Origin of the sequence: Streptomyces callyspongiae (assembly GCF_047200695.1) — a bacterium.
Taxonomy (GTDB): Bacteria; Actinomycetota; Actinomycetes; order Streptomycetales; family Streptomycetaceae; genus Streptomyces.
Genome location: NZ_JBJZOM010000017.1, coordinates 47,912 through 72,024, shown reverse-complemented (window position 1 = coordinate 72,024; position 24,113 = coordinate 47,912). Strand labels below are relative to the sequence as shown.

22 protein-coding genes and 1 pseudogene are annotated in these 24,113 nt (G+C 71.5%); 17 read left to right on the top strand and 6 right to left on the bottom strand.

Annotation, left to right across the window (positions count from 1 at the left end; all coding sequences use genetic code 11):
- Positions 1-15 precede the first annotated feature (15 nt).
- Positions 16-1,011 carry a hypothetical protein gene (locus ACL06G_RS17250; RefSeq protein ID WP_412787947.1) on the top strand — a complete coding sequence of 332 codons (996 nt, stop codon included), beginning with the start codon at positions 16-18 and terminating at the stop codon, positions 1,009-1,011.
- 24 nt (positions 1,012-1,035) lie between these two features.
- Here the strand turns inward: ACL06G_RS17250 and ACL06G_RS17245 are convergent, their stop codons facing one another.
- Both ACL06G_RS17245 and ACL06G_RS17240 read right to left on the bottom strand, forming a co-directional pair.
- Complete coding sequence (locus ACL06G_RS17245; RefSeq protein ID WP_412787948.1) at positions 1,036-1,761, bottom strand: cation efflux transmembrane domain-containing protein; 726 nt, start codon at positions 1,759-1,761, stop codon at positions 1,036-1,038.
- A gap of 1 nt (position 1,762) precedes the next feature.
- Positions 1,763-2,098: an ArsR/SmtB family transcription factor gene (locus tag ACL06G_RS17240; RefSeq protein WP_412787949.1), complete on the bottom strand. Its 336-nt coding sequence runs from the start codon at positions 2,096-2,098 to the stop codon at positions 1,763-1,765.
- A gap of 230 nt (positions 2,099-2,328) precedes the next feature.
- On the opposite strand from ACL06G_RS17240, the gene ACL06G_RS17235 reads away from it, so the two are divergent.
- Positions 2,329-3,798 carry a GntP family permease gene (locus ACL06G_RS17235; RefSeq protein WP_412836267.1) on the top strand — a complete coding sequence of 490 codons (1,470 nt, stop codon included), beginning with the start codon at positions 2,329-2,331 and terminating at the stop codon, positions 3,796-3,798.
- Between the two features lie 55 nt (positions 3,799-3,853).
- Here the strand turns inward: ACL06G_RS17235 and ACL06G_RS17230 are convergent, their stop codons facing one another.
- A complete protein-coding gene (locus tag ACL06G_RS17230; RefSeq protein ID WP_412787951.1) occupies positions 3,854-4,555 on the bottom strand; it encodes a FadR/GntR family transcriptional regulator in 702 nt (233 codons plus the stop codon).
- 115 nt (positions 4,556-4,670) lie between these two features.
- On the opposite strand from ACL06G_RS17230, the gene ACL06G_RS17225 reads away from it, so the two are divergent.
- A complete protein-coding gene (locus ACL06G_RS17225) occupies positions 4,671-5,204 on the top strand; it encodes a gluconokinase (protein ID WP_412787952.1) in 534 nt (177 codons plus the stop codon).
- A 55-nt stretch (positions 5,205-5,259) separates the two neighbouring features.
- Here ACL06G_RS17225 and ACL06G_RS17220 read toward each other — a convergent pair whose 3' ends face one another.
- Positions 5,260-6,645, bottom strand: coding sequence for a polysialyltransferase family glycosyltransferase (locus ACL06G_RS17220; protein ID WP_412836266.1), 1,386 nt, complete (start codon positions 6,643-6,645; stop codon positions 5,260-5,262).
- Positions 6,645-7,622 (bottom strand): glycosyltransferase family 2 protein, encoded by a 978-nt coding sequence (locus ACL06G_RS17215; protein WP_412836265.1) that lies wholly within the window; start codon positions 7,620-7,622, stop codon positions 6,645-6,647. Before ACL06G_RS17215 ends, ACL06G_RS17220 begins: the two co-directional genes overlap by 1 nt.
- A gap of 187 nt (positions 7,623-7,809) precedes the next feature.
- Here ACL06G_RS17215 and ACL06G_RS17210 point away from each other — a divergent pair, with 187 nt between their 5' ends.
- The 13 genes and pseudogenes from ACL06G_RS17210 to ACL06G_RS17150 form a co-directional block, all read left to right on the top strand.
- Positions 7,810-9,171 (top strand): DUF6716 putative glycosyltransferase, encoded by a 1,362-nt coding sequence (locus ACL06G_RS17210; protein WP_412836264.1) that lies wholly within the window; start codon positions 7,810-7,812, stop codon positions 9,169-9,171.
- A 98-nt stretch (positions 9,172-9,269) separates the two neighbouring features.
- Positions 9,270-10,511 (top strand): cytidylyltransferase domain-containing protein, encoded by a 1,242-nt coding sequence (locus ACL06G_RS17205; protein WP_412787379.1) that lies wholly within the window; start codon positions 9,270-9,272, stop codon positions 10,509-10,511.
- 30 nt (positions 10,512-10,541) lie between these two features.
- Positions 10,542-11,477, top strand: a complete 936-nt coding sequence (locus ACL06G_RS17200) for an N-acetylneuraminate synthase family protein (protein WP_412836263.1) — start codon at positions 10,542-10,544, stop codon at positions 11,475-11,477.
- A 118-nt stretch (positions 11,478-11,595) separates the two neighbouring features.
- Positions 11,596-12,630: a hypothetical protein gene (locus ACL06G_RS17195; RefSeq protein WP_412836262.1), complete on the top strand. Its 1,035-nt coding sequence runs from the start codon at positions 11,596-11,598 to the stop codon at positions 12,628-12,630.
- Positions 12,631-12,705: 75 nt separating this feature from the next.
- Positions 12,706-12,960, top strand: coding sequence for a Txe/YoeB family addiction module toxin (locus tag ACL06G_RS17190; RefSeq protein ID WP_412787339.1), 255 nt, complete (start codon positions 12,706-12,708; stop codon positions 12,958-12,960).
- Between the two features lie 146 nt (positions 12,961-13,106).
- Positions 13,107-14,339 carry an amidohydrolase gene (locus ACL06G_RS17185; protein ID WP_412787338.1) on the top strand — a complete coding sequence of 411 codons (1,233 nt, stop codon included), beginning with the start codon at positions 13,107-13,109 and terminating at the stop codon, positions 14,337-14,339.
- A gap of 204 nt (positions 14,340-14,543) precedes the next feature.
- Entirely contained in the window at positions 14,544-15,581 is a 1,038-nt protein-coding gene (locus tag ACL06G_RS17180; protein WP_412787337.1) for a BMP family lipoprotein, read from the top strand.
- A 167-nt stretch (positions 15,582-15,748) separates the two neighbouring features.
- Positions 15,749-17,353 carry an ABC transporter ATP-binding protein gene (locus ACL06G_RS17175; RefSeq protein ID WP_412836284.1) on the top strand — a complete coding sequence of 535 codons (1,605 nt, stop codon included), beginning with the start codon at positions 15,749-15,751 and terminating at the stop codon, positions 17,351-17,353.
- On the top strand, positions 17,350-18,462 hold the full coding sequence (locus tag ACL06G_RS17170) for an ABC transporter permease (protein WP_412787336.1): 1,113 nt from the start codon (positions 17,350-17,352) through the stop codon (positions 18,460-18,462). Before ACL06G_RS17175 ends, ACL06G_RS17170 begins: the two co-directional genes overlap by 4 nt.
- On the top strand, positions 18,459-19,751 hold the full coding sequence (locus ACL06G_RS17165) for an ABC transporter permease (RefSeq protein WP_412787335.1): 1,293 nt from the start codon (positions 18,459-18,461) through the stop codon (positions 19,749-19,751). Before ACL06G_RS17170 ends, ACL06G_RS17165 begins: the two co-directional genes overlap by 4 nt.
- Positions 19,748-20,164 (top strand): cytidine deaminase, encoded by a 417-nt coding sequence (locus ACL06G_RS17160; protein WP_412787334.1) that lies wholly within the window; start codon positions 19,748-19,750, stop codon positions 20,162-20,164. The genes ACL06G_RS17165 and ACL06G_RS17160 overlap by 4 nt, the downstream gene beginning before the upstream one ends.
- Positions 20,165-20,206: 42 nt before the next feature.
- Positions 20,207-21,481: a thymidine phosphorylase gene (locus ACL06G_RS17155; RefSeq protein WP_412787333.1), complete on the top strand. Its 1,275-nt coding sequence runs from the start codon at positions 20,207-20,209 to the stop codon at positions 21,479-21,481.
- A 66-nt stretch (positions 21,482-21,547) separates the two neighbouring features.
- Positions 21,548-21,721 (top strand): annotated as a pseudogene (locus tag ACL06G_RS17150) (Uma2 family endonuclease); the annotation flags it as partial.
- Between the two features lie 42 nt (positions 21,722-21,763).
- Here the strand turns inward: ACL06G_RS17150 and ACL06G_RS17145 are convergent.
- Positions 21,764-23,047: an MFS transporter gene (locus ACL06G_RS17145; protein WP_412787332.1), complete on the bottom strand. Its 1,284-nt coding sequence runs from the start codon at positions 23,045-23,047 to the stop codon at positions 21,764-21,766.
- A 134-nt stretch (positions 23,048-23,181) separates the two neighbouring features.
- Here ACL06G_RS17145 and ACL06G_RS17140 point away from each other — a divergent pair, with 134 nt between their 5' ends.
- Positions 23,182-24,111: a LysR family transcriptional regulator gene (locus ACL06G_RS17140; RefSeq protein WP_412787331.1), complete on the top strand. Its 930-nt coding sequence runs from the start codon at positions 23,182-23,184 to the stop codon at positions 24,109-24,111.
- The last annotated feature ends 2 nt before the right edge of the window (positions 24,112-24,113 follow it).

The following is a 24,113-nucleotide window of genomic DNA, read 5'->3' as shown; positions in this document are numbered from 1 at the left end:
AGAAGGAGGCACCGCATGCTCCCGACCGACGAGACCGCGAAGCCCGAGGCGTCCCGTCCCGTACCCCACCGGGACGCGTCCGAACGCCGCCGGGACGCCGCTCTCCGCGCCGCGCTGCGCGACGGCCCCTTCGAGACGGCGCTCGACGCGGCGATCCGGGCCAGCGGGCTGAGTATGGAACGCATCCAGCGGCGGCTCGCCGACCGGGGGGTCGCTGTCAGCGTCACCGCGCTCAGCTACTGGCGCAGAGGACGGAGCCGCCCCGAACGCCCCCAGTCGCGGCGGGCGGTGAGACTGCTGGAGGAACTGCTCGCGCTGCCCGCGGATTCACTGGTGTCGCTGCTCGGACCCCAGCGGCCGCGCGGCCGCTGGGCGGCCGGACGGGCGCCCACCCGACTCGCACCCACCCGGCTCTGGCAGGGGTACCAGAGCCTTTCGGGACTGCTCGACGACATGGGTGACAACGACGACGGCCTCGCCAACATCGCCGTCCACGAGCGTTTCGAGATCGATGCCTCCGGAGCCGAGTCGCGCTGGACCGCCTCGCTCGTGCTCCGGGCGGAGCGGGAGAACGTGGACCGCTGTGTGGTGATCACCCGGGGCGAGGAGCCGGAGCGTCCGCTGCCGCGGCTCACCGACGTCCGCAACGCGCGCATCGGGCGGGTGCGCACCGACCCCTCCGTCCCGATGACCGTCTCCGAACTCCTCCTGGACCGTGTCCTGTCGACGGGCGAGACAGCCGTCGTCGAGTACACCGGCGCCTATCCGACCAGCGGCCGCCCCACACAGGAGTGCGGGCGCGGATTCCGCACCGCGGCCTCCCTCTACACCCTGGAGGTCTCCTTCCACCCCTCCCGGGTGCCGGTCCGCTGCTACCGCTGTGCCGGACCGACGGCCACCGGGTCGCTGCCCGTCCTGGGGCCCGCCTGGATCAGCCCGACCGGGCAGGTGCACATGGTCGTCCAGGACGCCGGACCCGGCTTCCACTCGCTGCGCTGGGAGTGGGACTGACACCGGCAACACCCGGCCGTCCGTTCAGCCGCAGCCGCAGCCGGCGCGGCAGCCGCTGATGCTTCCCGACCGTGCCCCCGTGTTTCCCGGGGTCGGCCCCGCGGCGGCGGGCGGGGCCGCGCAGCAACCCTTGCCCTGCCACGCGTCGCGGCCTTCCTTCACGGCGACGAGGGCGATGATCAAGGCGGTGGCGGGATCGGCCCACGACCAGCCGAGAGCGGCATTGAGGAGCAGGCCCACCAGGAGCACCGCCGAGAGGCAGGTGCACAGCAGAGTCTGCCGGGAGTCCGCCACCGCGCTGGCAGAGCCGAGTTCGCGCCCGGCGCGGCGCTGGGCGAATGACAGGAACGGCATCACGGCCAGGGACACCGCGGCGAGTGTGATCCCGGTGACCGAACGTCCGGCCTCCTCGGCGTCCGCCAATGCCCTCACGGACACGAAGGCGACGTAGAGGGCCAGGGCGAAGAACGAGACCGCGATGATCCGCAGGGCGTTCTTCTCCCGCGTCTCGCGCACGAGATGGTCGCCCGCGGAGAACTGCCAGGCGACCGCCGCCGCGGAGGAGACCTCGATGACCGAGTCCAGTCCGAATCCCACCAGTGCGGTGGAGGAAGCCGCGACGCCGGCGGTGACGGCGACCACTGCCTCGACGAGGTTGTAGGCGATCGTTGCGGCCACCAGCAGCCGGATCCGTCGGGTGAGCGCGTCGCGGCGGGCCGGGGACGGCACTGCTGGGGCACCGAACGGCATCTCAGCAGCATCCCCTCGCGTCGGCGTCCGGGCACGTTCTGTCCGTGGTGCGTGGCGGCACGGCGGCACGCACGTCGTCCAGGGTCCGGCCGAGCAGTGGGCCGGCCAATTCGTACCGCGTGCGGCGGCCCTCGGGCACGCCGACGACCAGCCCGCAGTCGCGCAGGCACGCCAGATGGTTGGACAGTCTGGTGCGGGACACGCCCAACCGGTCGGCGAGATCGGAAGGGTGGGCCGGCGCTTCCCGGAGCGCCAGGAGCAGTCGGCAGCGCAGCGGGTCGGCGAGTGCCCGGCCGAATCGGGTCAGCGCTTCGACGTCGGAAGCAGTGGTGAGCATGGCGCGAACAGTACACGAGATCGTGAATTCACGATGTCGTGGACTGTTGGGAGGGGGCGGCATCCCGGTGGTCTGACCGGCCCGGCGTCCTGGGAGCGGTGGAGTGGGGGAGGGAGAGTCGTCGGCTGCGTTACGTATGACTTTTTATTTCCAGCTCTTGAATAAGTAGTACCTAGCGCGTAACTTCCGGTTCGGCCTTCGCCTGGGAGTTCGACGTACGGAGTAACGCCATGGAAGCAATCGAGCCGGTCTACGGCACGACCACGCTGCTGCTCATCGCAGCGGGCGCGGTCGCGCTGCTGCTCTTCCTGATCATGAAGGTGAGACTGCACGCCTTCGTCGCCCTGGTCGGCGTGAGCGTGGCCACCGCCCTCGCGGTCGGCTTCCCGCTCGCCGACATCCCCGACGTGCTGATGTTCGGCTTCGCCGACACCATCGGCTCGGTCGCCCTGCTCGTGGCGTTCGGCGTGATGCTCGGGCGGCTGCTGGAGGTGACCGGCGGTGCGCAAGTGCTCGCCGACACCCTCATCGCGCGCTTCGGCGAGAAGCGGGCACCGCTCGCGCTCGGCATCGCCGCCCTGCTGTTCGGCTTCCCGATCTTCTTCGACGCCGGCCTGGTGGTGTTCCTGCCGATCGTGCTGACCGTCGCGCGCCGCTTCGGCGGTTCGCTGCTGTTCTACGCCCTGCCGGCCGCGGGCGCCTTCGCTGCGATGCACGCCATCGTCCCGCCGCACCCCGGCCCGGTGGCCGCCACCGAGCAGCTCGGCGGCGACATCGGCATCACGCTCCTCGTCGGTCTCCCGATCGCGGTCCTCGCCTGGTACGTGGGCGTGTACCTGGTCTCCCGTTTCCTCGGGAAGCGCATCGACGTCTCCGTCTCGGACGTCGTCTTCGGCGAGGCGCGCGACGCCCACGGCCGCAGGATCGAGGACGCTCCGGCCGAGGACACCGGCAGGAGCGCGGACGGCACGGCAGGCAAGAGCGCGGGCGGTGTCTCCGTGCAGCTGGGCGAGGAGCCGCCCTCGTTCGGCACAGTCCTGCTGCTCCTGCTCATCCCGCTGGTGCTCATCTCCTTCGACACCGTCCTGAACGCCGTGGGCGTCGCGGGCGGGCTCGACCCCGACACGGGCTTCGCCGCCTTCCTCGGCCTGCTCGGCTACACCCCCGTCGCCCTGCTGATCACCGTGGTCGCGGCGATCCTGCTCCTCGGCAGGCCCCGCACCTCGATGGCCCGGGTCCGGACCATCGTCGACGAGGCACTGGCACCGATCTGCGCGATCATCCTCATCACCGGCGCCGGCGGGATGTTCGGCGGCGTGCTGGAACTCAGCGGCATCGGCGACGCCCTCAGCTCCTCGCTGTCCGACCTCGGTTTCTCGCTGATCCTCCAGGCGTTCGTGATCGCGACGCTGCTGCGTGTCGCGCAGGGCTCCGCCACCGTCGCGCTCACCACCACCGGCGGCCTCATCGCGAGTTCGGTGCACCAGGCGCAGCTGGGCGACTTCCAGATCGGGCTGCTCGTGGTCGCGATCGCTGCCGGGGCCACGGTCCTGTCGCACGTCAACGACTCGGGCTTCTGGCTGGTCAGCCGTTTCTTCGGGATGGACGAGAAGACCACCCTGAAGAGCTGGACGGTCATGGAGACGACGCTCGGCCTCTCGGCCTTCGTCATCTCCCTCGGGCTCTGGGTCGTCGTCTGACGCCCGCACCCTGCGACCCCGGGCCGCCCCCTCCCCTTCGGGGCGGCCCGGTCCGTCACGGCGCCAGGACCTCCAGCTCGGCCATCGCGCCGAGGGTGATCTCCTTGGTCAGTTCCTCGGCCTGCCGCGCGTCCCCGGTGCGCACGGCCTCCGCCACCTGCACGTGCAGTGTCACGGCAGCGGGGTCGGGATCGGTGAACATCACGTCGTGCTCGGTCCGGCCGGTGAGCACCGCCGCCACCACGTCGCCGAGCCGGGCGAACATCTCGTTCCGCGAGGCCCGCAGCACCACGCGGTGGAAGGCGATGTCGTGCACCAGGTAGCCCTCCAACTGCTGGCCCCGGGAGGTGGCCACCATGCCCATGGCCTGTTCGGTCAGCTCCGCGCACTCCTCGGGGGTGGCGAACTGCGCCGCGAGCCGCGCCGCCGCGGGCTCCACCGCGGACCGCAGCATGGTCAGCGACCGCAACTGGCGGCCCTTGTCGGCGCCCTGCAGACGCCAGGTGATCACCTGCGGGTCGAACACGTCCCAGGCCTCGCCGGGAAGGACGGTGACGCCCACCCGGCGCCGCGACTGCACCAGATGCATGGACTCCAGTACGCGGATCGCCTCCCGCATCACCGTCCGGGAGACCTCGAAGCGCCGCTCCAGCTCGTCGGTTCGAAGCACGCTCCCCGGGGGATAGTCGCCCCCGGTGATGGCCGGTCCGAGGGTGGCCAGCACCTTCGCGTGCAGCCCCTGCCGCTGATTGTCCATGCCCTCACACTACGGGGGCTCCGGAGAAAATATGTATGACATTAAGCCGACGTGTCCCGATGACGTCGCACCTGTGGACCCGGCCGGCGCCGGCACCCGGAACAGCGAGGTACTGATGTCCGCACCACGAGTCGTGGTCGTCATGGGCGTGGCCGGCACCGGCAAGTCCACCGTCGGCTCGCTGCTCGCCGACCGCCTCGGCGTCCCCTACGCGGAGGCCGATGCGTTCCACCCGCCTGCCAACATCGCCAAGATGAGCGCCGGCTCGCCGCTCGACGACGCCGACCGGGCCCCCTGGCTCGACGCGATCGGCGCGTGGGCCCGGACCAGGACGCAGAGCGGGGAGGGCCTGCAGGGCGTCGTCAGCTGTTCCGCGCTCAAACGCGCGTACCGCGACCGGCTGCGGGCCGCCGCCCCCGGCCTCTACTTCGTCCACCTCACCGGCGACCGCGCACTCGTCGCCGACCGGCTCGCGCAGCGCCGCGACCACTTCATGCCCGGCGCCCTCCTGGACTCGCAGTTCGCCGCACTGGAACCGCTGGACCCCGACGAGCCCGGCACCGCCCTGTGCGTGAGCATGCCCCCGGAGGAACTCCGGGACCGGGCCGTCCGCGCGCTGCGGAACGCCGGGGCGGCCCCCGGCGCCTAGCAAGGCACACCGGCGGTGGTGCCCGCGGACGACCGCAGGCACCACCGCCGCGAAGTCAGCGCACCGCAACGCGCCTGACCGTCCGCTTCACCGCCCGCCCCCGGCGCACCACACGGCGCGCCAACGCGTTCCGCGGCAGGAACGCCAGCCGGGCGGGCACACCGCCCGGCAGAGCCAGCGACATCAGGCGGCGCCGTTTGAAGTAGCGACGGGTCCCGGCACCGGCAGCCGTCGACAGATACTGCTCGACCTCCCGCCGCAGCCCCGGATACAGCTGCGCCTGCATGCAGTACCCCACGGCCCGCACCAGGTCCGTCAGCTCTCCGGCGACCCGCTCCTCGCCGGGCATGGACCAGTCCCGCACCGCCTCCGGGACATCCACGTCCGGAAGCGCCGCGTCGACCAGGGTCACGGGCACCCGGTTGCTGTTCTCGTACGGTGCCAGCCGCTCCAGCAGCAGATCCGTGCCGGTACGGGCCACCGGAAGACCGAAGAAGCGAGCCGCCGTCAGCAGCGCCGTCGAGAAGCAGCCGACCACGAGTTGCGGCCGAAGCTGCTGGTACAGCACCTCCGCCAGCACCGGGGACTGCAGGACCCGCAGCCGGACGCCGAGCTTCTCCGCCTCCGTCTCCAGCCCCCGCGCATAGCGGGCCGGTGCCACAGGGTGCGGCTTGAAGACGACGGTCCGGTGCCCGAGCGCGGCCGCTCCCCGCAGCATCCGCAGGTGCAGCTGCTCCTCCTCCTCGTCGGTGAGGATGCCGAGCGCCGCCATGTACTGGCCGAGCAGCAGCGCCGGCCGGCCCGCGTCCGGCGCGGCGGCAGCCTCTCCCGCCGCGTCCGGCACCTCGGCCGCCAACTCCTTCAGTACCGCGCCGAACGCCGCGTCGGGCACCACCTGCGACTCGACGTCGAACTCGGTGAGAAGCAGCGGTCGCAGGCCCGGCAGCAGGTCCAGGTGCAGCAGCCGCCGCACCCGGGAGCCGACGAGCGGGTCCAGCTTGCTGCGCGTCGGCCCGTAGCTCATCAGTCCGTCCGCGTACACGTGGATCGGGGCGTCGGGGAACATCCGGGCCACCGCGAGTGCCGGGTTGACCTGGATCGACTCCAGCACCAGCTCCACGCCGTCGCGCTGCTCCTCGCCCAGCCCCCACAGCAGCCGCAGGTGCCGCTCCCACAGCGGGGCGTCGTCGGCACGCGGCGACCAGCCCCCAGGATGGAACGGCCGGATCGCGTCGTTCCACGACACGACCGCGTCGAAGCGGCTCCGCAGCGGCGCGAAACCGGGCATCCGGTCCAGCGACGGCGTGGTCTCCGGATTGCCTGCGTTGTTGCTGACCAGCAGCAGCCGCCGGTCCGCGGGCGCGAAACATCCCGCGTCCAGTGCCGCGGCCAGCGTGGCAGCCCCGTACAGCGTCGAGGCGAAGAAGATCTGGGTACGCATCAGGCCGCAGCCCTCCCGTTGTTCACAGGCCGCCGCCGCAGCCGCCGCAGCCGCGCCGCGCGCTGCGCATCCATCGATTCCAGCACGGTGTTCAGCACGTCCGTGGGCATGCGCCGCAGCGCCGACGCGCTCCTGCGGCGCAACTCGCGGGCCACGTGCGGCTCGAACCGGTCGCTGCTCAGGTGGTGGGAGACGATCGCGCAGTAGGTGCGTACCGCCTTCGGCAGCAGCCGGTCGGCCTCGGGGTCCTCCGCCGTCTCCTCCAGCACCTCGTCGAAGGCGCGGATGAAGTCCAGCTGCCGCACGTCCCCGATCTGCGTCAGCGAGGAGGCGACACCGCGCCGGTAGAAGACGCCGAGCAGGCCGACGACGGCGAACGACTTCGCCTCGCGGTGCAGCCGCCAGATCCACGGCCGGTCCTCGGCCGTCCGCAGCCCGTCGGTGAACCGCAACAGACCCTCGTCCAGCAGCCGCCGGTGGTAGACCCCCGCCCAGGCGTACGGATAGTCCACCGACGTGGAGCGTTCGGCGGGCAGGATCGCCCGGCGCGGATCCATCACCTCGCCGCGGCGACCGTGCGGCACGCGCACCAGCGAACGCGACCGCGCCGTGCACTGCACGTGGTCGGTGCGCAGGAAGTCGCAGTCCAGCGTCTCGATCGCGTCCACCAACTGCTCGTAGTAGCCGGGAGCCAGCCAGTCGTCGCCGTCGAGGAAGGTCAGGTACCGGCCGCGCGCCGCGTCCAGGCCGGTGTTGCGCGCCGTGGCCAGACCACCGTTTCTCTCGTGCCGGATCCGGACGGCACCCGGAATTTCCCGCTCCGCGCGCCGGAGGATTTCCTCGGTCGCATCGGTGGAGCAGTCGTCGACCAGAAGGAACTCGAAATCATCGCGCGCGTTGTCGCGGAGACTTCTGAGGGTTTCCGGGGCATAGGACTGCACATTGAAGAACGGCACGATGACGGAGAGCTTGACCACTCACCAGACGGTAGACGCCGCCCCAACGGGCGTCTTGACGTGTATCCCACGCCCGGGTGAATTCCGGGCGTCGGAACGGTGAACCGGTGCGCACCCCGCGAGGGTCGACCTTTCAGCGGCTTTCTGTTCACCGGGTGTTGCACCGGTGTTGGACTGCGAATCGGAATCGCTTCCTAACGTCTGTCACGTGCCATCCCGTAATCCTTCTTCCCCGCCCGTGCAGCGGGTCGCGGTACTCGCCGATTCGGACACGCGCTGGAAATGGGGCGCGCTCACCGCGCGCCGCATCGCGCCGCGGGCCCGCATCGACGGACTGCTGCTGCGCGGCCGTGCGACGCCGACCCCCCGCCAGCTCGCCGAGGTCGGTGTCGAGGTCGACGCGCTGCACGAGGTGACCGGTGCGGAGTTCGTGTGCTCCGCCGGGAAGGGGGAATACGACGCGGTGGTGCTCGCCTGTGTGGGTGGAGCCGTTCAGGCGATGCTGCACGGGTTGGCGCGTGCCGCCGAGGGATCCACCGGCGCGCGCCGGCCCGTGACGGTCACGGGCTACGTCGGGATCGTCTACGAGAAGCTCGCCGACGGCCTGCTGCTCCGCCACGGCGCCGACCTCGTGCTCGCCAACTCCCGCCACGACGCGGAACGTTTTCGCGCGACCTACAAGGGCGCCGGCGCCGACCCGTCCGCAGTCGTCGAATGCGCGCTCCCCTTCCTCGCCGGCACACCCGGTGACACCCCGCACGGACCGGCCCCCGCGCCCGCCGAACCCGGCCCCTTCACCGTCACCTTCGCGGTCCAGCCCTCGGTCCCCGACCGCCGCGGAGACCGTGCCTACCTGCTGCGGCGCGCCGCCGAACACGCCCGCGCCCACCCGGAGCGCGAAGTGCTGGTCAAGCTCCGCAGCAAGCCGGGCGAGCACACCACCCACATCGAGGAGCAGCCCTACCAGCGCCTCGCCGCCCGGCTGCCCGGCGGCCTCCCCGACAACTGCCGCCTGGTGTACGGCCACATGGGCGAGGTACTGGAACGCACCGACCTGCTGGTGACCGTCAGCTCCACCGCCGCCCTGGAATCCCTGCACCGGTCCATTCCCACCGCCGTGCTCACCGACCTCGGCGTGCGGGAAGCGCTCGGCAACCACTACTTCCTCGGCTCCGGCTGCCTCGCCTCCTGGGACGAACTGGACGCCGGGCACCTGCCGAAGGCCGACCCGGAGTGGACCGCCCGGCAGGGCGTCCGCGCCGACGGCACCTTCGGGACCGCGTTCGACGACGCGCGCGCACGCCTCGCCGACCTCGTCGCGGCGGAGACGCTCCCGCCGCCCTCGCCCTACTACACACCCACCACCGCCCCCGGCTACCTGCCCGGCATCCTCGCCCGCTACGGCTTCCGGCCCGACGGCAGCCCGCAGCCCGGCGCCGCCCCGGACGCCGAGGACACCTCCGGCGTACGCGCCGCCCTGCGCCGCGCCCTGCGCGAGGCCGCTCGCGGCGCGTACCGGCACGGCGTGCAGCGCGTCGCACCCGTCGTCCGGCGGATGGGGGGCCTGTGAGCACGCCGCCGAGCCGCGCGGCGCACGACGGCCGCACCCCCGCCGAACCGACCGAACCGACCGAACCGGCCGCACAGGCCACGAAGGGAAGCGCCACCATGGCCGAAGCCCAGCCGGCAGCCGAGCCGGCACCGTCCTCCGGCGTCCGACGCGTCCTCGCCGTCGTGCCCGCCCGCGGCGGCTCCAAGGGCGTCCCCGGGAAGAACCTCGCCGAGGTCGGCGGCGTGTCCCTCGTCGCCCGCGCGGTCCGTGCCTGCCGCGGCGCCGCACTCGTCACCGATGTCGCCGTCTCCACCGACGACGCCGAGATCGCCGCCGCCGCCCGCGCCGCCGGCGCCGAGGTCGTCGACCGGCCCGCGGACCTCGCCGGTGACGTCGCCACCAGCGAAGCCGCCGTGCTGCACGCCCTCGACGCCCACGAGGCCCGCCACGCCGCGACCGTCGACGCGGTGCTGCTCGTGCAGTGCACCAGCCCGTTCCTCACTGCCGAGGACGTGCAGGGCGTCGCCGCCGCCGTGACGGAGGGCGGCGCGGACAGCGCGCTCACCGTGGCACCGTTCCACGGATTCGTGTGGCGCGCGGCCGACGCCGCGGTGGCCGACGGCCACGGCGTCAACCACGACAGGAGCGTCCGGCCGCGGCGGCAGGACAGGCCGCAGGAGCACCTGGAGACCGGCGCTGCCTACGCCATGGACGTCGCAGGCTTCCGCAAGGCCGGACACCGCTTCTTCGGCCGCACCGACCTCGTCCCCACCGACCCCGCGCGGGTCCTGGAGATCGACGACCCGCACGACCTGGCCCGCGCCCGCGCCCTCGCGCCGCTGCTCGACCAGGAAGCCGCGGCCCCCGAGCCGGCGCGGACCACCCCACGCCGCGAGGACATCGACGCGGTCGTACTCGACTTCGACGGCACCCAGACCGACGACAGGGTGCTGATCGATTCCGAAGGACGGGAGTTGGTCGCCGTGCACCGCGGCGACGGCCTCGGCATCGCAGCGCTCCGCCGCGACGCGCTGCGGGTGCTGGTCCTGTCCACGGAGAAGAACCCGGTCGTCGCCGCACGGGCCCGGAAGCTCCAGGTCCCCGTGCTGCACGGCATCGACCGGAAGCACCTCGCCCTCCAGCAGTGGTGCGAGGAACAGGGTGTCGCGCCGGAGCGCGTGCTCTACGTCGGAAACGACGTCAACGACCTGGGCTGCTTCGGCCTCGTCGGCTGGCCCGTCGCCGTAGCGAACGCCCACGACGTCGTACGCGGTGCCGCCCGGGCGGTCACCACCGCGCCGGGAGGCGCGGGCGCGATCCGCGAGATCGCCTCGTGGGTCCTCGGCCCCTCCCTGTAACAGATCCCCTCTCACAGAAAGACCCCTCACATGACTTCGCAGAACCGCCTCCGGACTCTCGGCGACAAGACCGTCGGCCCCGGCCGGCCCGTCTACGTCACCGGTGAGATCGGGATCAACCACAACGGCGACCTGGAGAACGCGTTCGCCCTCATCGACGCGGCGGCCGACGCCGGCTGCGACGCCGTGAAGTTCCAGAAGCGCACGCCGGAGATCTGCACCCCTCGCGACCAGTGGGACATCGAGCGCGACACCCCCTGGGGCCGCATGACCTACATCGACTACCGCCACCGCGTGGAGTTCGACGAGGACGGCTACCGCGCCATCGACGAGTACTGCAGGAAGAAGGGCGTGCACTGGTTCGCCTCGCCGTGGGACACCGAGGCCGTCGACTTCCTCGAGAAGTTCGACGTCCCCGCCCACAAGGTGGCCTCCGCGTCGCTGACCGACGACGACCTGCTGCGCGCGCTGCGCGCCACCGGCCGCACGGTCATCCTCTCCACCGGCATGTCCACCCCGAAGCAGATCCGCCACGCGGTGGAGGTGCTCGGCAGCGAGAACATCGTGCTGTGCCACGCCACGTCGACGTACCCGGCGAAGGCCGAGGAGCTCAACCTGCGGATGATCCACACCCTGCAGGCCGAGTACCCCAACGTCCCGATCGGCTACAGCGGCCACGAGACGGGGCTGCAGACCTCGCTCGCCGCCGTCGCCCTCGGTGCCGCCTTCGTCGAGCGGCACATCACCCTCGACCGTGCCATGTGGGGCTCCGACCAGGCCGCTTCGGTCGAGCCGGGCGGTCTGCAGCGCCTCGTCCGCGACATCCGCACCATCGAGGACTCCCTCGGTGACGGCGTGAAGAAGGTGTACGACAGCGAGCTCGCTCCCATGAAGAAGCTCCGCCGCGTCAAGGGCGTCGTCGCCGAGACCGAGGAGCAGACCGACCGCGAGCCCGCCGCGGTCTGATCGGCCGACGGCGTTGAGACGGCACGCACCCGCCCCCGAACCCGACCCGGCCCCCGCGGCCGGGCCGGCCGGGGGTGGCCCCGCGCCCACGCTGGCGTTCGTCGAGAGTCCCGTCCAAATGCTCAACGTCCTCGAATGGGCCCACTCCGAAACAGCCGGGGCAGCCGCGGCAACGGGGACGGCCGGCCCGGACGACGTCGCGTGGCTGACCCTCGTGGTGCTCCCGCCGCACGATCCGATGACGCGCGGCCAACTCCGTCGCATGGCCGAACTCGCCCGCGACGAGGGCCACACCGTCGAATGGACCGAGGCCCGCGGCGGCGCCGCACCCCTGCGGACGGTCGGACGGCTGTCCGTGCCGCTGCGCCGCATACCCCGGGTCGTGGTCGGCGACCCGTTCTCCCGCTACGTGCAGCTGCTCCTGGCGCTCACCTCCGCCCGTTCGGTGGTGGTGGTCGACGACGGCACCGCCACGATGGAGTTCGTCGCGCAACTCGCCCGCGGCGACCGGCTCACCCGCTGGCACCGCACCGGCAGCGGCGGCGCGGCGGCGAAGCTGTTCGCGCCCGTCTCGGGCCGGGCCCGGCGGAGCCTCACCCCGTCCGCCGGCCGCCGGGTGGACATCTTCAGCTCCATGCCGGTGGAGGAGGCGTCGACCGCGCTCGGTCTGCGGGCCCTGACCAACGACTTCGCCTGGACCCGCGCCCGCTTCGGCCCGCCCCGGTTCACCTCCGGCACCGACCTGATCGGCACCTCCCTGGTGGAGACCGGCGTCGTCGACCTCGACCGCTACCTGGCCGCCGTCGCGGAACTCGCCGCCGCGCACCGCGCCACCCGCTACTTCGCGCACCGGCGTGAGAGCCCCGACAAGCTCCACCGGCTCACGAGCGCCACCGGCCTGGAGATCGTCCGCCCCGACCTGCCCCTGGAGCTGGTCGCGCGCCGCGGACCCATCGGCCGGAGGATCCTCAGCTTCCCCTCGACCGTCGTGCACACCCTGCCGCTCGCACTGCGCGGCACCGGCGTCGAGGTCGCCGTCTGCGACATCGACCCCGCATGGCTGACGGAGGGCGCCTCGCCGCGTGCCCAGGGCTTCCTCTCCGGCATCACCGCCACCGCCCGGACCGTCACCCGCCTGCCCGGCACCCCCTGACGGCCGCGGAACCGCCGCGGAGGCAGAGCGGGGAAACCTCGAGCCCCGTGAGCTGATCGAGGTGGACGAGGGCGAGTGAAGACCGTGTTCACGGAACAAGGCTGGGAAGACTGCGTGCACTGGGTCGAGACCGATCGGCGCATGGTGAAGCGGGTCAACCGGCTCATCGAGGACAGCAGGCGCGACCCCTTCGCGGGCATCGGAAAGCCCGAACCTCTCAAGGGAGATCTGAGCGGGTACTGGTCGCGGAGGATCGATGAGGAGCATCGGCTGGTGTACCGGGCCAAGGGGGACGAGTTGATCATCGTCCAGGCGCGGTATCACTACTGACGTCAGGAGAGAACCGGGCAAACGCGCATGCATACCCCACCGAGCGTGTGCCCAACCCCCGCGCAGCGTAGTTCCGCGTCCCCGATCGGGATGAAATTCTTTGGATCGATTGTCGGTCGGGCCCCCGGTGGGCCTACGCTCCGGACATGAACCAACTCCTGTCCCCGGGGCCGGAGGCGGCAGCCTCCGGTATGTCCGCACTGCCCGGCACGCTCTCGGAGAGTCTGCGCAAGGAGCTCGTGGCCTTCCGCCGCGATCTCCACATGCACCCCGAGCTCGGGCACCAGGAGTTCCGCACCACCGCTGCGATCAAGGCGCGCCTGGAGGAAGCCGGGCTCGAGCCCCGCGTGCTGTCCGTCGGGACGGGCCTGGTGTGCGACATCGGGGGAGAGGTCGGCGGCGACGCACTGGCCATCCGCGCCGACATCGACGCGCTCCCCATCCCCGACACCAAGAACGTCCCCTACCGCTCGACGATCGCCGACCGTGCCCACGCCTGCGGCCACGACATGCACACCACCGTGGTGCTGGGCGCCGGCCTGGTGCTCGCGGAGCTGGCCCGGCGCGACCTGCTGCCCCGCCCGGTGCGGCTCCTCTTCCAGCCCGCGGAGGAGGTGCTGCCCGGCGGCGCCACCGACGCCATGGACTGCGGTGTGCTGGAGGGTGTCGGCCGGATCATCGCCGTGCACTGCGATCCCCGTGTGGACGCGGGGAGGATCGGTCTGCGCACCGGCCCCATCACCTCCGCGTGCGACCGGCTGGAGGTCTCGCTGTCGGGGCCGGGCGGCCACACGGCCAGGCCCCACCTCACGACCGACCTGGTGACCGCGGCGGCCAAGCTCGTCACCGAGGTTCCCGCGCTGCTGGCCCGCCGCGCCGACACCCGCTCCGGACTGGCGCTCACCTGGGGGCGGATCGAGTCCGGCCACGCCTGCAACGTCATTCCGCAGGAGGCCCGGCTCTCCGCCACGGTCCGCTGCCTGGACCTGCCCGCCTGGCGCGGCGCCCCCGATCTCGTGCACGCCGCCATCGACGAGATCGCGACGCTGCACCGCGCGAAGTCCACCGTCGACTACGTGCGCGGCGTGCCGCCCGTGGTCAACGAGCCGGTCAGTACGCAGCTGCTGCGGGACGCGATGGTCGCCCGCGGCGGGGAACAGGCAGTGGAGACCACCGAGCAGAGCCTCGGCGGCGAGGACTTCTCCTGGTACCTGGAGGAGGTCCCGGGAGCCATGGCCCGTCTCGGCGTGCGGCGGCCGGGGGACCACGTCGCGCGCGACCTGCACCAGGGGAACTTCGACGCCGACGAGAGCGCCGTCACCGTGGGTGTGGAGATGTTCACCGCAGCGGCCTTGCTGAGCGCCGGAAAGCACTTCTAGCTCTCCGACCTGCGATGCTGCGCCGCGCGCGCCCCGTGGGAGCCGGGCGCGGCGCTTGCGGAGAGCGGCCTCGGCGGCCCCGCCAGACACCGATCCGATAACGGCGGTCGACCCCCTCTTTACCCCACATCTACGCGCGTTAATCTGAGCCGGAACATCCAGCGCCGGGAAGAGGCGCTTCCGTTTGACGAAGGGAACGTCCTCTTGCGTCGGGTATCCAAGCTTGCAGCCGCGGTCAGCGCCACCGCGGTCCTCGCTCTGACGGCCACCGCCTGCGGCGAGAGCTCCACCGAAGCCAATCAGGGCAAGGACATGGGCGTCGGACTCGCCTTCGACGTCGGTGGTCGCGACGACCACTCCTTCAACGAGTCCGCCGCGCGCGGCGCCGACAAGGCCAAGAAGGAACTCGGCGTCGATGTCGAGATGCTCACGGCGAGCAACAACGAGACCGAGGCGGACCGCGAGCAGCGGCTCACCAACCTGGCCCAGAAGGGCTACAACCCGGTCATCGGTGTGGGCTTCAGCTACGGCAAGTCCATCGAGAAGGTCGCCAAGGAGTTCCCGGACACCACCTTCGGCCTGGTCGACTCCGTCGTCGAGGCGAAGAACGTCGACAGCATGGTCTTCTCCGAGCACGAGGGTTCCTACCTCGCCGGTGTCGCCGCCGCCCTGAAGAGCAAGACCGGCAAGGTCGGCTTCATCGGCGGCGTGAACAACGCGCTCATCCAGAAGTTCCAGGCCGGCTTCGAGCAGGGTGTCGAGGCGACCGACAAGAAGGTCAAGGTCACCTCCGAGTACCTGTACCCGAACAACGACAAGGGCTTCAACGACCCCGCCGCCGCCAAGGAGAAGGCGAAGGGGATGCTGGACCGCGACATCGACATCATCTACAGCGCCGCCGGCCAGTCCGGCGCGGGCTCCATCGAGGCCATCCACGACCACGGTGACGCCTGGGCGATCGGTGTCGACTCCGACCAGTACGAGCAGCCGGGTCTGGCCGAGTACAAGGACGTCATCATGACCTCGGTCGTGAAGAACGTCGACGTCGCGGTCTTCGACCTCATCAAGAGCGTCGAGGACGGCAAGCCCCTCACCGGCGTCAACGCCTACACGCTGAAGAAGGACGGCGTCTCGCTCGCCACGTCCGGCGGCTTCATCGACGACGTCATGCCCGAGGTCGAGAAGGCCCAGGAGCAGATCGTCAGCGGTGAGGTCGAGGTCAGCGACACCCCCGAGAAGTAACGGGCCCGCCGACGCGGGGGGCCCGGTACGGAGCGCGCTGCACCGTTCTCCGTACCGGGCCCCGTTCTCGGTCCGGACGCTACGCGCGTAGCGCGCCGGTCACGCGATAGCGTCACCTCTGCCCATTGCTTCACTCCTTCGTCAGGTCCCCCCGAGGAGAGTGCGTCATCAAAGCGTCCAGCAGCAGCCCGCCGGCAGACAGCGCACCTGCCGTAGAGCTCCACGGCATCACCAAACGGTTCCCGGGTGTCGTGGCCAACCACGACATCGACATCACCGTCCACCGCGGCACCGTGCACGCTCTCGTCGGGGAGAACGGCGCCGGCAAGTCCACACTGATGAAGATCCTCTACGGCATGCAGGCGCCGGACGAGGGCACCGTCACCATCGACGGCAACAAGGTGGCCTTCCGTACCCCCGCCGATGCCATCGCGCGCGGTATCGGCATGGTGCACCAGCACTTCATGCTGGCGGACAACCTCACCGTCCAGGAGAACGTCGTCCTCGGCGCCGAGAAACTCCACGGCATCGCGGGACGGGCCCGCCGCAGGATCATGGAGCTCTCCGACGCGTACGGCCTCGGGATCCGCCCGGACGTACTCATGGAGGAGCTCGGCGTCGCCGACCGGCAGCGGGTGGAGATCCTCAAGGTCCTCTACCGCGGAGCCCGGACCCTGATCCTCGACGAGCCGACGGCCGTCCTCGTGCCGCAGGAGGTCGACGCGCTCTTCGACAACCTGCGTGAACTCAAGGCCGAGGGCCTCACCGTCATCTTCATCTCCCACAAGCTGGGCGAGGTGCTGTCCGTCGCCGACGACATCACCGTCATCCGGCGCGGCACCACGGTCGCCTCCGTGCACCCGGACGAGACCACGCCCAAGCAGCTCGCCGAGCTGATGGTCGGCAGCGAACTGCCCTCCCCGGAGACCCGGGAGTCCACCGTCACCACGACGAAGATGCTGGACGTCGACACGCTCCACCTGTCGGCCACCGACTCGGACGGCAGCGTCCGCGCGGTGCTGGACGGCATCTCCTTCACCATCCACAAGGGCGAGGTGCTCGGTGTCGCCGGGGTCGAGGGCAACGGCCAGGCCGAACTGGTCGAGGCCATCATGGGCCTGCGCGACCCGGACGGCGGCACGGTCACCCTCGACGGCGCCGACATATCGCACCGCCCCACCCGGGTGCGTCGCGAGGGCGGGATCGGCTACATCCCCGAGGACCGCCACCGCCACGGCCTGCTGCTGAACTCCCCGCTGTGGGAGAACCGCATGCTCGGCCACGTCACCGAGCCGCCCAACACCCGCGGCGGCGCCCTCGGCGTCCTCGACATCAAGGCCGCCCGCACCGACACCGAGCGCATCGTCCGCGAGTACGACGTCCGCACCCCCGGCATCGAGGTGACGGCGGCCAGCCTCTCCGGCGGCAACCAGCAGAAGCTGATCGTCGGCCGCGAGATGAGTCACGATCCCAAGCTGCTCATCGCGGCACACCCCACCCGTGGTGTGGACGTGGGCGCGCAGGCGCAGATCTGGGACCAGATCCGGGAGGCCCGTCGCGAAGGGCTGGCGGTGCTGCTGATCTCCGCCGACCTCGACGAACTGATCGGGCTCTCCGACACCCTGCGGGTGATGTACCGCGGCCGTCTTGTGGCGGACGCGGACCCCGCGACGATCACCCCTGAGGAGTTGGGCTCCGCCATGACCGGCGCCGCCAGCGGCCACCTCGAGCACACGGAGGACCGGAGCGCCGAGGGGGGCGAGCACCGATGAAGTCCCTCAAGATCGACAAGAACCGGCTGCTGCTCGGCCTCGCCGCCCCGGTGCTGGCGCTCGTCGCGGCCCTCGTCATCACCTCGCTGATCATCCTCGCGACCGGCCAGGACCCGTTCGGCGCGTACGCGCTGATGCTGGACTACGGCTCCAAGAGCGACAGCCAGGTCTGGATCATCAACAAGTCGATCCCGTACTACCTGTCCGCACTGGCCGTCGCCATCGGCTTCCGGATGAACCTGTTCAACATCGGTGTGGACGGCCAGTACCGCATCGCCGCGTTCTTCGCGGCGGTCGTGGGCGGCGCGCTGACGCTGCCCGGCGTGGTGCAGATTCCGCTGATCATGCTGATCGCCGTCGTGGTGGGCGCCTTCTGGTCCGGCATCGCCGGCTTCCTCAAGGTGACCCGTGGCGTCAGCGAGGTCATCACCACGATCATGCTGAACTTCATCGCCGCATCGCTGATCGGCTACTTCCTCCAGGAAGGCCGGCTGGCGGAGAAGGACGGCAACATCTTCCACACGCCGGACATCCCGGCGTCCAGCCACTTCTTCTTCCTGCCGACGGCGCCGGACGAGATCAACGGCTTCATCCTGATCGCCGCCCTCGTCGGCTTCGGCTACTGGTTCATGCTCAACCGCACCCGGTTCGGCTTCGACCTCCGCGCCGTCGGCGGCTCGGAGACCGCGGCCGAGGCCAGCGGCGTCAGCGTGAAGCGGATGGTCGTCACTTCGATGGTGCTCTCCGGCGCCGCCGCCGGCCTGGTCGGCATGCCGATCCTGCTCGGCGACGCCTACAACTACGGCAACGACTTCCCGACCGGCATCGGCTTCACCGGCATCGCACTCGCCCTGCTCGGCCGCAACAACGCGGTCGGCATGGCGTTCGCCGCTCTGCTGTGGGGTTTCCTCGACCGCACCGGGGCCTACATCCAGCTCGAGGACTACGCGCAGGAGACCGTCGAGGTCATGAAGGGCGTCATCGTCCTCTGCGTCGTCATCGCCTACGAGCTCGTCCGGCGCTACGGCCTCCGGCGGCAGCAGCGCACGGTCGGCGAACAGCTCGCCAAGCAGGCAGCGAAGAACAACAAGGCGGAGGTGTCCGCGTGAGCACGAACCTCTCCGCCAAGGTCTCCCAGGCACTGACCGAAGGCGGCAGCAAGCGCCCCGAGAGCCGCAGGCTCTCCTGGCCCCGGATCCTGCTGATCGTCGCCGCCGGACTGTTCCTGCTCTCGGGACTGCGCCTGGTCACCGGGGTCGACAGCATCACCAGCTACGGCGTGTACTCCACCGCCCTGAGCTGGGCCGTGCCGATCGGTCTCGCCGGTCTCGGCGGCCTCTGGTCCGAACGCGCCGGCATCATCAACATCGGCCTCGAAGGCATGATGGTGATGGGCACGTTCGCCGCCGGATGGATCGGCTGGCAGTACGGCCCCTGGGCCGCCGTCGTCGCCGGCATGCTCGGCGGGGCACTGGGCGGCCTCATCCACGCCCTCGCGACCGTCACCTTCGGGGTGGACCACATCGTCTCCGGCGTCGCGGTCAACATCCTGGCCCTGGGACTCACCCAGTTCCTCGCGAAGATCTGGTTCGCCGCCCCCGGCAGCGAGGCCGCCGCCCTCGGCGGCAACGACCGCCAGTCACCCAAGATCGCGGACATCTCCACCTTCACGGTGCCCGGCCTGGCCGACTGGCTCCGGTCGCTGGAGAGTCAGGACATCTTCTTCGTCTCGGACGCGGCCGGCATCGCCCGCGCCGGAGTGGACGACGTCTCCTGGGTGACCGTCCTCGCGGCCGGACTGTTCGTCCTGACCTTCTACGTGCTGTGGAGGTCGTCCTTCGGCCTCCGCCTGCGCTCCTGCGGCGAGAACCCGGTCGCCGCCGAGTCCCTGGGCGTGAACGTCTACCTCTACAAGTACGCGGCGGTCACGGTCTCCGGGGCGCTCGCCGGTCTCGGCGGCTCCTTCCTCGCGCTCTACGTGCACTACTACCAGGAGGGCCAGACGGGTGGTCGCGGCTACATCGGCCTCGCCACGATGATCTTCGGCAACTGGCGTCCGGGCGGTGTCGCCATGGGCGCGGGTATCTTCGGCTTCATGGACGGCACCCAGCTCCGCGGCGGCGGACCCACCATCCACGCCCTGCTGCTGGTCTTCGCGGTGCTCCTCGTCGGCTACGCCCTGTGGAAGCTCTCCAAGGGCGCCCGCACCTCCGCGGCGGTGGCCGGCGTCTTCGGCGTGCTCGTCGCCCTCTGGTACGCCGTGACGGAGACCGTGCCGCGGGAACTGGTCGAGGCCAGCCCCTACATCACCACATTGCTGGTGCTGTGCCTGGCCACGCAGCGGCTGCGGGTACCGAAGACGATCGGCAAGTCGTACCGGAAGGGCCAGGGCACGTGACGGCCGACCCCTCCGCCGTCGCCGGCGTCGACTGGGAGACCCTGCGGACGCGGGCCCGGGACACCATGTCCCGGGCCTACGCCCCCTACTCGGGTTTCCCGGTCGGCGCGGCGGCGCTGGTCGACGACGGACGGACCGTCGTCGGCTGCAACGTGGAGAACGCGGCGTACGGCGTGGCCCTGTGCGCCGAGTGCGGTCTGGTGTCCGAACTGGTCGCCACCGGCGGCGGCAGGCTGACCGCGTTCACCTGCTGCGACCGGAACGGCACGCAGCTCATGCCCTGCGGCCGCTGCCGCCAGCTCCTCTGGGAGCACGGCGGCCCGGAACTGCTGCTCGACACGCCCCGCGGCACACGGACGCTCGCGGAGCTGCTGCCGGACGCCTTCGGGCCGCACGACCTGCAAGAACGCTGACGGGCCCGCCCGAACCACCCCCGCGATCCTGCGAAGGAACACATGGACGCCATCTCCGTCATCCGGACCAAGCGCGACGGAAACCCGCTGAGCGACACCCAGATCGACTGGGTCATCGACGCCTACACCCGCGGCGACGTCGCCGACGAGCAGATGTCGGCGCTGGCCATGGCGATTCTGCTCAACGGGATGAACCGTGAGGAGATCGCCCGCTGGACGGCGGCGATGATCGCCTCCGGCGAGCGGATGGACTTCTCCTCCCTCTCCCGGCCCACCGCCGACAAGCACTCCACGGGCGGGGTCGGCGACAAGATCACCCTGCCGCTCGCCCCGCTGGTGGCCGCCTGCGGCGCCGCCGTGCCGCAGCTGTCCGGCCGGGGCCTCGGACACACCGGCGGCACGCTGGACAAACTGGAGTCCATCCCCGGATGGCGGGCCTCGCTCAGCAACGACGAGATGCTCGGCATCCTCGACTCCGCGGGCGCCGTGGTGTGCGCCGCGGGCGACGGCCTCGCCCCCGCCGACAAGAAGCTCTACGCCCTCCGCGACGTCACCGGAACGGTCGAGGCGATCCCGCTGATCGCCAGCTCCATCATGAGCAAGAAGATCGCGGAGGGCACCGGCTCCCTGGTCCTGGACGTCAAGGTCGGCTCCGGCGCGTTCATGAAGAACCTCCAGGACGCCCGCGAGCTCGCCACGACCATGGTGGGCCTCGGCACGGACCACGGCGTGCGTACCGCGGCGCTGCTCACCGACATGTCCACGCCGCTGGGACGCACCGTCGGCAACGCGCTGGAGGTGCGCGAATCGGTGGAGGTGCTCGCCGGTGGCGGGCCCGCCGACGTGGTCGAGCTGACCGTGGCCCTGGCGCGCGAGATGCTCACCGCGGCCGGGCTGCCCGATGCCGACCCGGCGAAGGCACTGGCCGACGGCTCCGCGATGGACGTGTGGCGGCGCATGATCGCCGCGCAGGGCGGCGATCCGGATGCCCGGCTGCCCGTCGCCCGCGAACAGCAGGTCGTGACCGCTCCCGCGAGCGGTGTGCTCACCTCGCTGGACGCCTACGCGGTCGGCGTCGCCTCCTGGAGCCTCGGCGCGGGCCGCGCGCGCAAGGAGGACCCGGTGCAGGCCGGCGCCGGTATCGAGCTGCACGCCAAGCCCGGGGACCCGGTCGTGGCCGGGGCGCCCCTGATGACGCTGCACACCGACGAGCCGGAGCGGTTCGCCGCCGCGCACGAGGCGCTGGCGGGCGGTTTCGGGATCGGCGACACGGCCGTCGACGTATCGGCGTCGGTGGTGCTGGAGCGCATCGCCTGACCCGGGGACGTCGCGTTCGGGTGAACGGGGTCGGTGGACCGCCACCGGCCCCGTTCGGCGCATGGAGAGGCGAAGCTCGTCGTGGAGATCACCTCGCAGAGCAATGCCGACCACGACCGTGTCGGCACGTACCGCGGTTGTGCACACGCGGGGGTCGAGCCCTACCTCCTTCTCGGCCCGTGGCACTCCGGCAGCCCCACCGCAACGCTCTACGGTGCGCCGGAGGCCGGTGTGCCCCGGGGATGAGCCCCGGCGCTCTGCCGCGGGGCCCGTCCGGGCGGGTCAGGCCGCGACCGGCGCGGCGCGACGGGCCAGCACCGCGCGCCGGGTGGCGTAGAGGGTGGTTCCGGCCGCCCCCAGCAGGGCGCACAGTGTGAAGGCGACCGTCGCCGGCCAGCCGCCCGCGTGGTATGCCAGCGCGCCGACCGTGCCGCCGGCCGAACTGCCCAGGTAGTACGCCATCTGATACAGCGCCGACGCCTGGGCGCGTCCTTCGGTGGCCGTGTGGCTCACGGCGCCGGACGCCACCGCGTGCCCGGCGAAGAAGCCCGCAGTGATCAGCACCAGCCCGGCCACGACGGCGAGAAGGTTGTCCGCCAGGGAGAGCAGCAGGCCGGCCATCGTGGTGGTGATCGCGACGTACAGGGTGCTGCGGCGGCCGAGGCGTGCGTGCAGGTGCCCGGAGGTGGCGGAGGAGACGGTGCCGACCAGGTAGATCACGAAGATCGAGCCGACCAGGCCCTGCGAGAGGCCGAACTCCTCGCCCACCAGCCGGTAGCCGATCACCGTGTAGACCGCGCCGAACACGGTCATGAACAGCAGCCCGATCACGTAGAGCCGGGCCAGCAGCGGGTTCGAGAGGTGGGTGCGCACCGTCCGTACGAGTGCCCGCGGGCTCACCGGCGAGGGCGTGAAGTGCCGCGCCCTCGGCGCCAGCACGGCGTAGGCGACCGTGGCGAGCAGGCTGGTGGCTCCCAGCACGGCCAGGGCTTCGCGCCAGCCCCAGAGCTGGGTGATCCAGCCGGTGAGGATGCGGCCGGACATGCCTCCGATGCTGTTGCCGGCGATGAACACTCCGACGGCGCCCACCAGCGCGCGGGCACGCACCTCCTCGGAGAGGAAGGCCATTGCCGAGGCCGGCACGCCCGCGAGGGCGACGCCCTGTGCGACGCGGAGCGCGATCAGTGTGCCGAGCGACGGCGCCAGCGGCATGAGCAGAGCGAGGGCGACGGCCGCCGTGAGGGAGAGGGTCATTGTCCGGCGCCGGCCGAAGCGCTCCGAGAGCGCGCTCAGCGGCAGGACCGCGAGGGCGAGTCCGGCGGTCGCGCCGGAGACCGTCCAGCTGGTCGCGCCGGCGCCGGCGCCGAGGTCGTCGGAGAGGGCCGGGAGCAGCGCCTGGGTGGAGTAGAGGAGGCCGAAGGCGACGAGTCCCGCGGCGAAGAGGGCGAGGCTCAGCCGGCGGTAACCGGCGTCGCCCGGCCGGTATTTGTCGGCGTCGGGATCGGCGGCATGCGGGGACGAGGCGCCCACACCCGCGGTGGACGCCCTGGTATCAGCAGAAGGCATGCCTCGAACGTACGGCGGCCCGGTTCATGCGTCCAATGCACAGAGGTGCCAGTATTCATCCAGCAATGCATCAACACAGGTGAGGTCGGGTCGTGTCATCGTCTCGCAACGGAGAAGACAGAAGGGTGACATCCGTGACATCCGGTCCCGCGGACGGTTGGGGGCTCGCGCTGACGCCGCGGCTCGCCCAGTTCGCCGCGGTCGCCCGTCACGAGCACGTCACCCGTGCCGCGCAGGAGCTCGGCGTGCCGCAGTCCACCCTGAGCCGGGGGCTGGCGCGTCTGGAGGAGGACCTCGGCGTCGCCCTGTTCGCGCGGCGCGGCCGTACCGTGGTGCTCACGCCCGCGGGCCGCACGTTCCTCGCCTCCGCCGAGCGTGCGCTCGCCGCCGTCGAGCAGGCGGCGGAGTCGGTACGGTCCGACGCCGATCCGGCCACGGGGAAGGTGGCGTTCGGGTTCCTGCACACCCTGGGGTGGGAGACGGTGCCGAGCCTGATCAGGGCCTTCCGCGCCGAGCATCCGCGCGTCCGCTTCGCCCTGGTGCAGAACTACGGGGCGGCCATGCTGGAACGGCTCGCGGAGGGCGGGCTCGACCTCTGCCTGATCTCGCCCATCCCGGATGCCGCCGAGCTCGCCCCGCGCGGGCTGGTGGCGCGGCGGCTGGACGAGCAGCGGCTCCGGCTGGTCGTGCCGGACGACCACCGTCTGGCGGTGCGCAAGCGCGTCCGGCTGGTGGAGGTGGCCCAGGAGTCGTTCGTGACCCTCGAGCCCGGGTACGGCATGCGGCGCATCCTCGAAGCGCTCTGCGAGCAGGCGGGGTTCCAGCCGCGCATCGCCTTCGAGGGGGAGGAGGCCGAGACCATCCGGGGCCTGGTGGCGGCCGGGCTGGGGGTGGCGCTGCTGCCGCCCTCGGTGAGTCCGCGGCCCGGGGTGCACGAACTCGCCGTCGCGGCACCGCGGGCGGTGCGCGAGATCGGTCTCGCGTGGCCCGACCGGCCGCTGACTCCGCCGGTGGAGGCTTTCAAGCGGTTCCTGCTCGGGCGCCGCGGCACTCTGCTGGCGTGAGT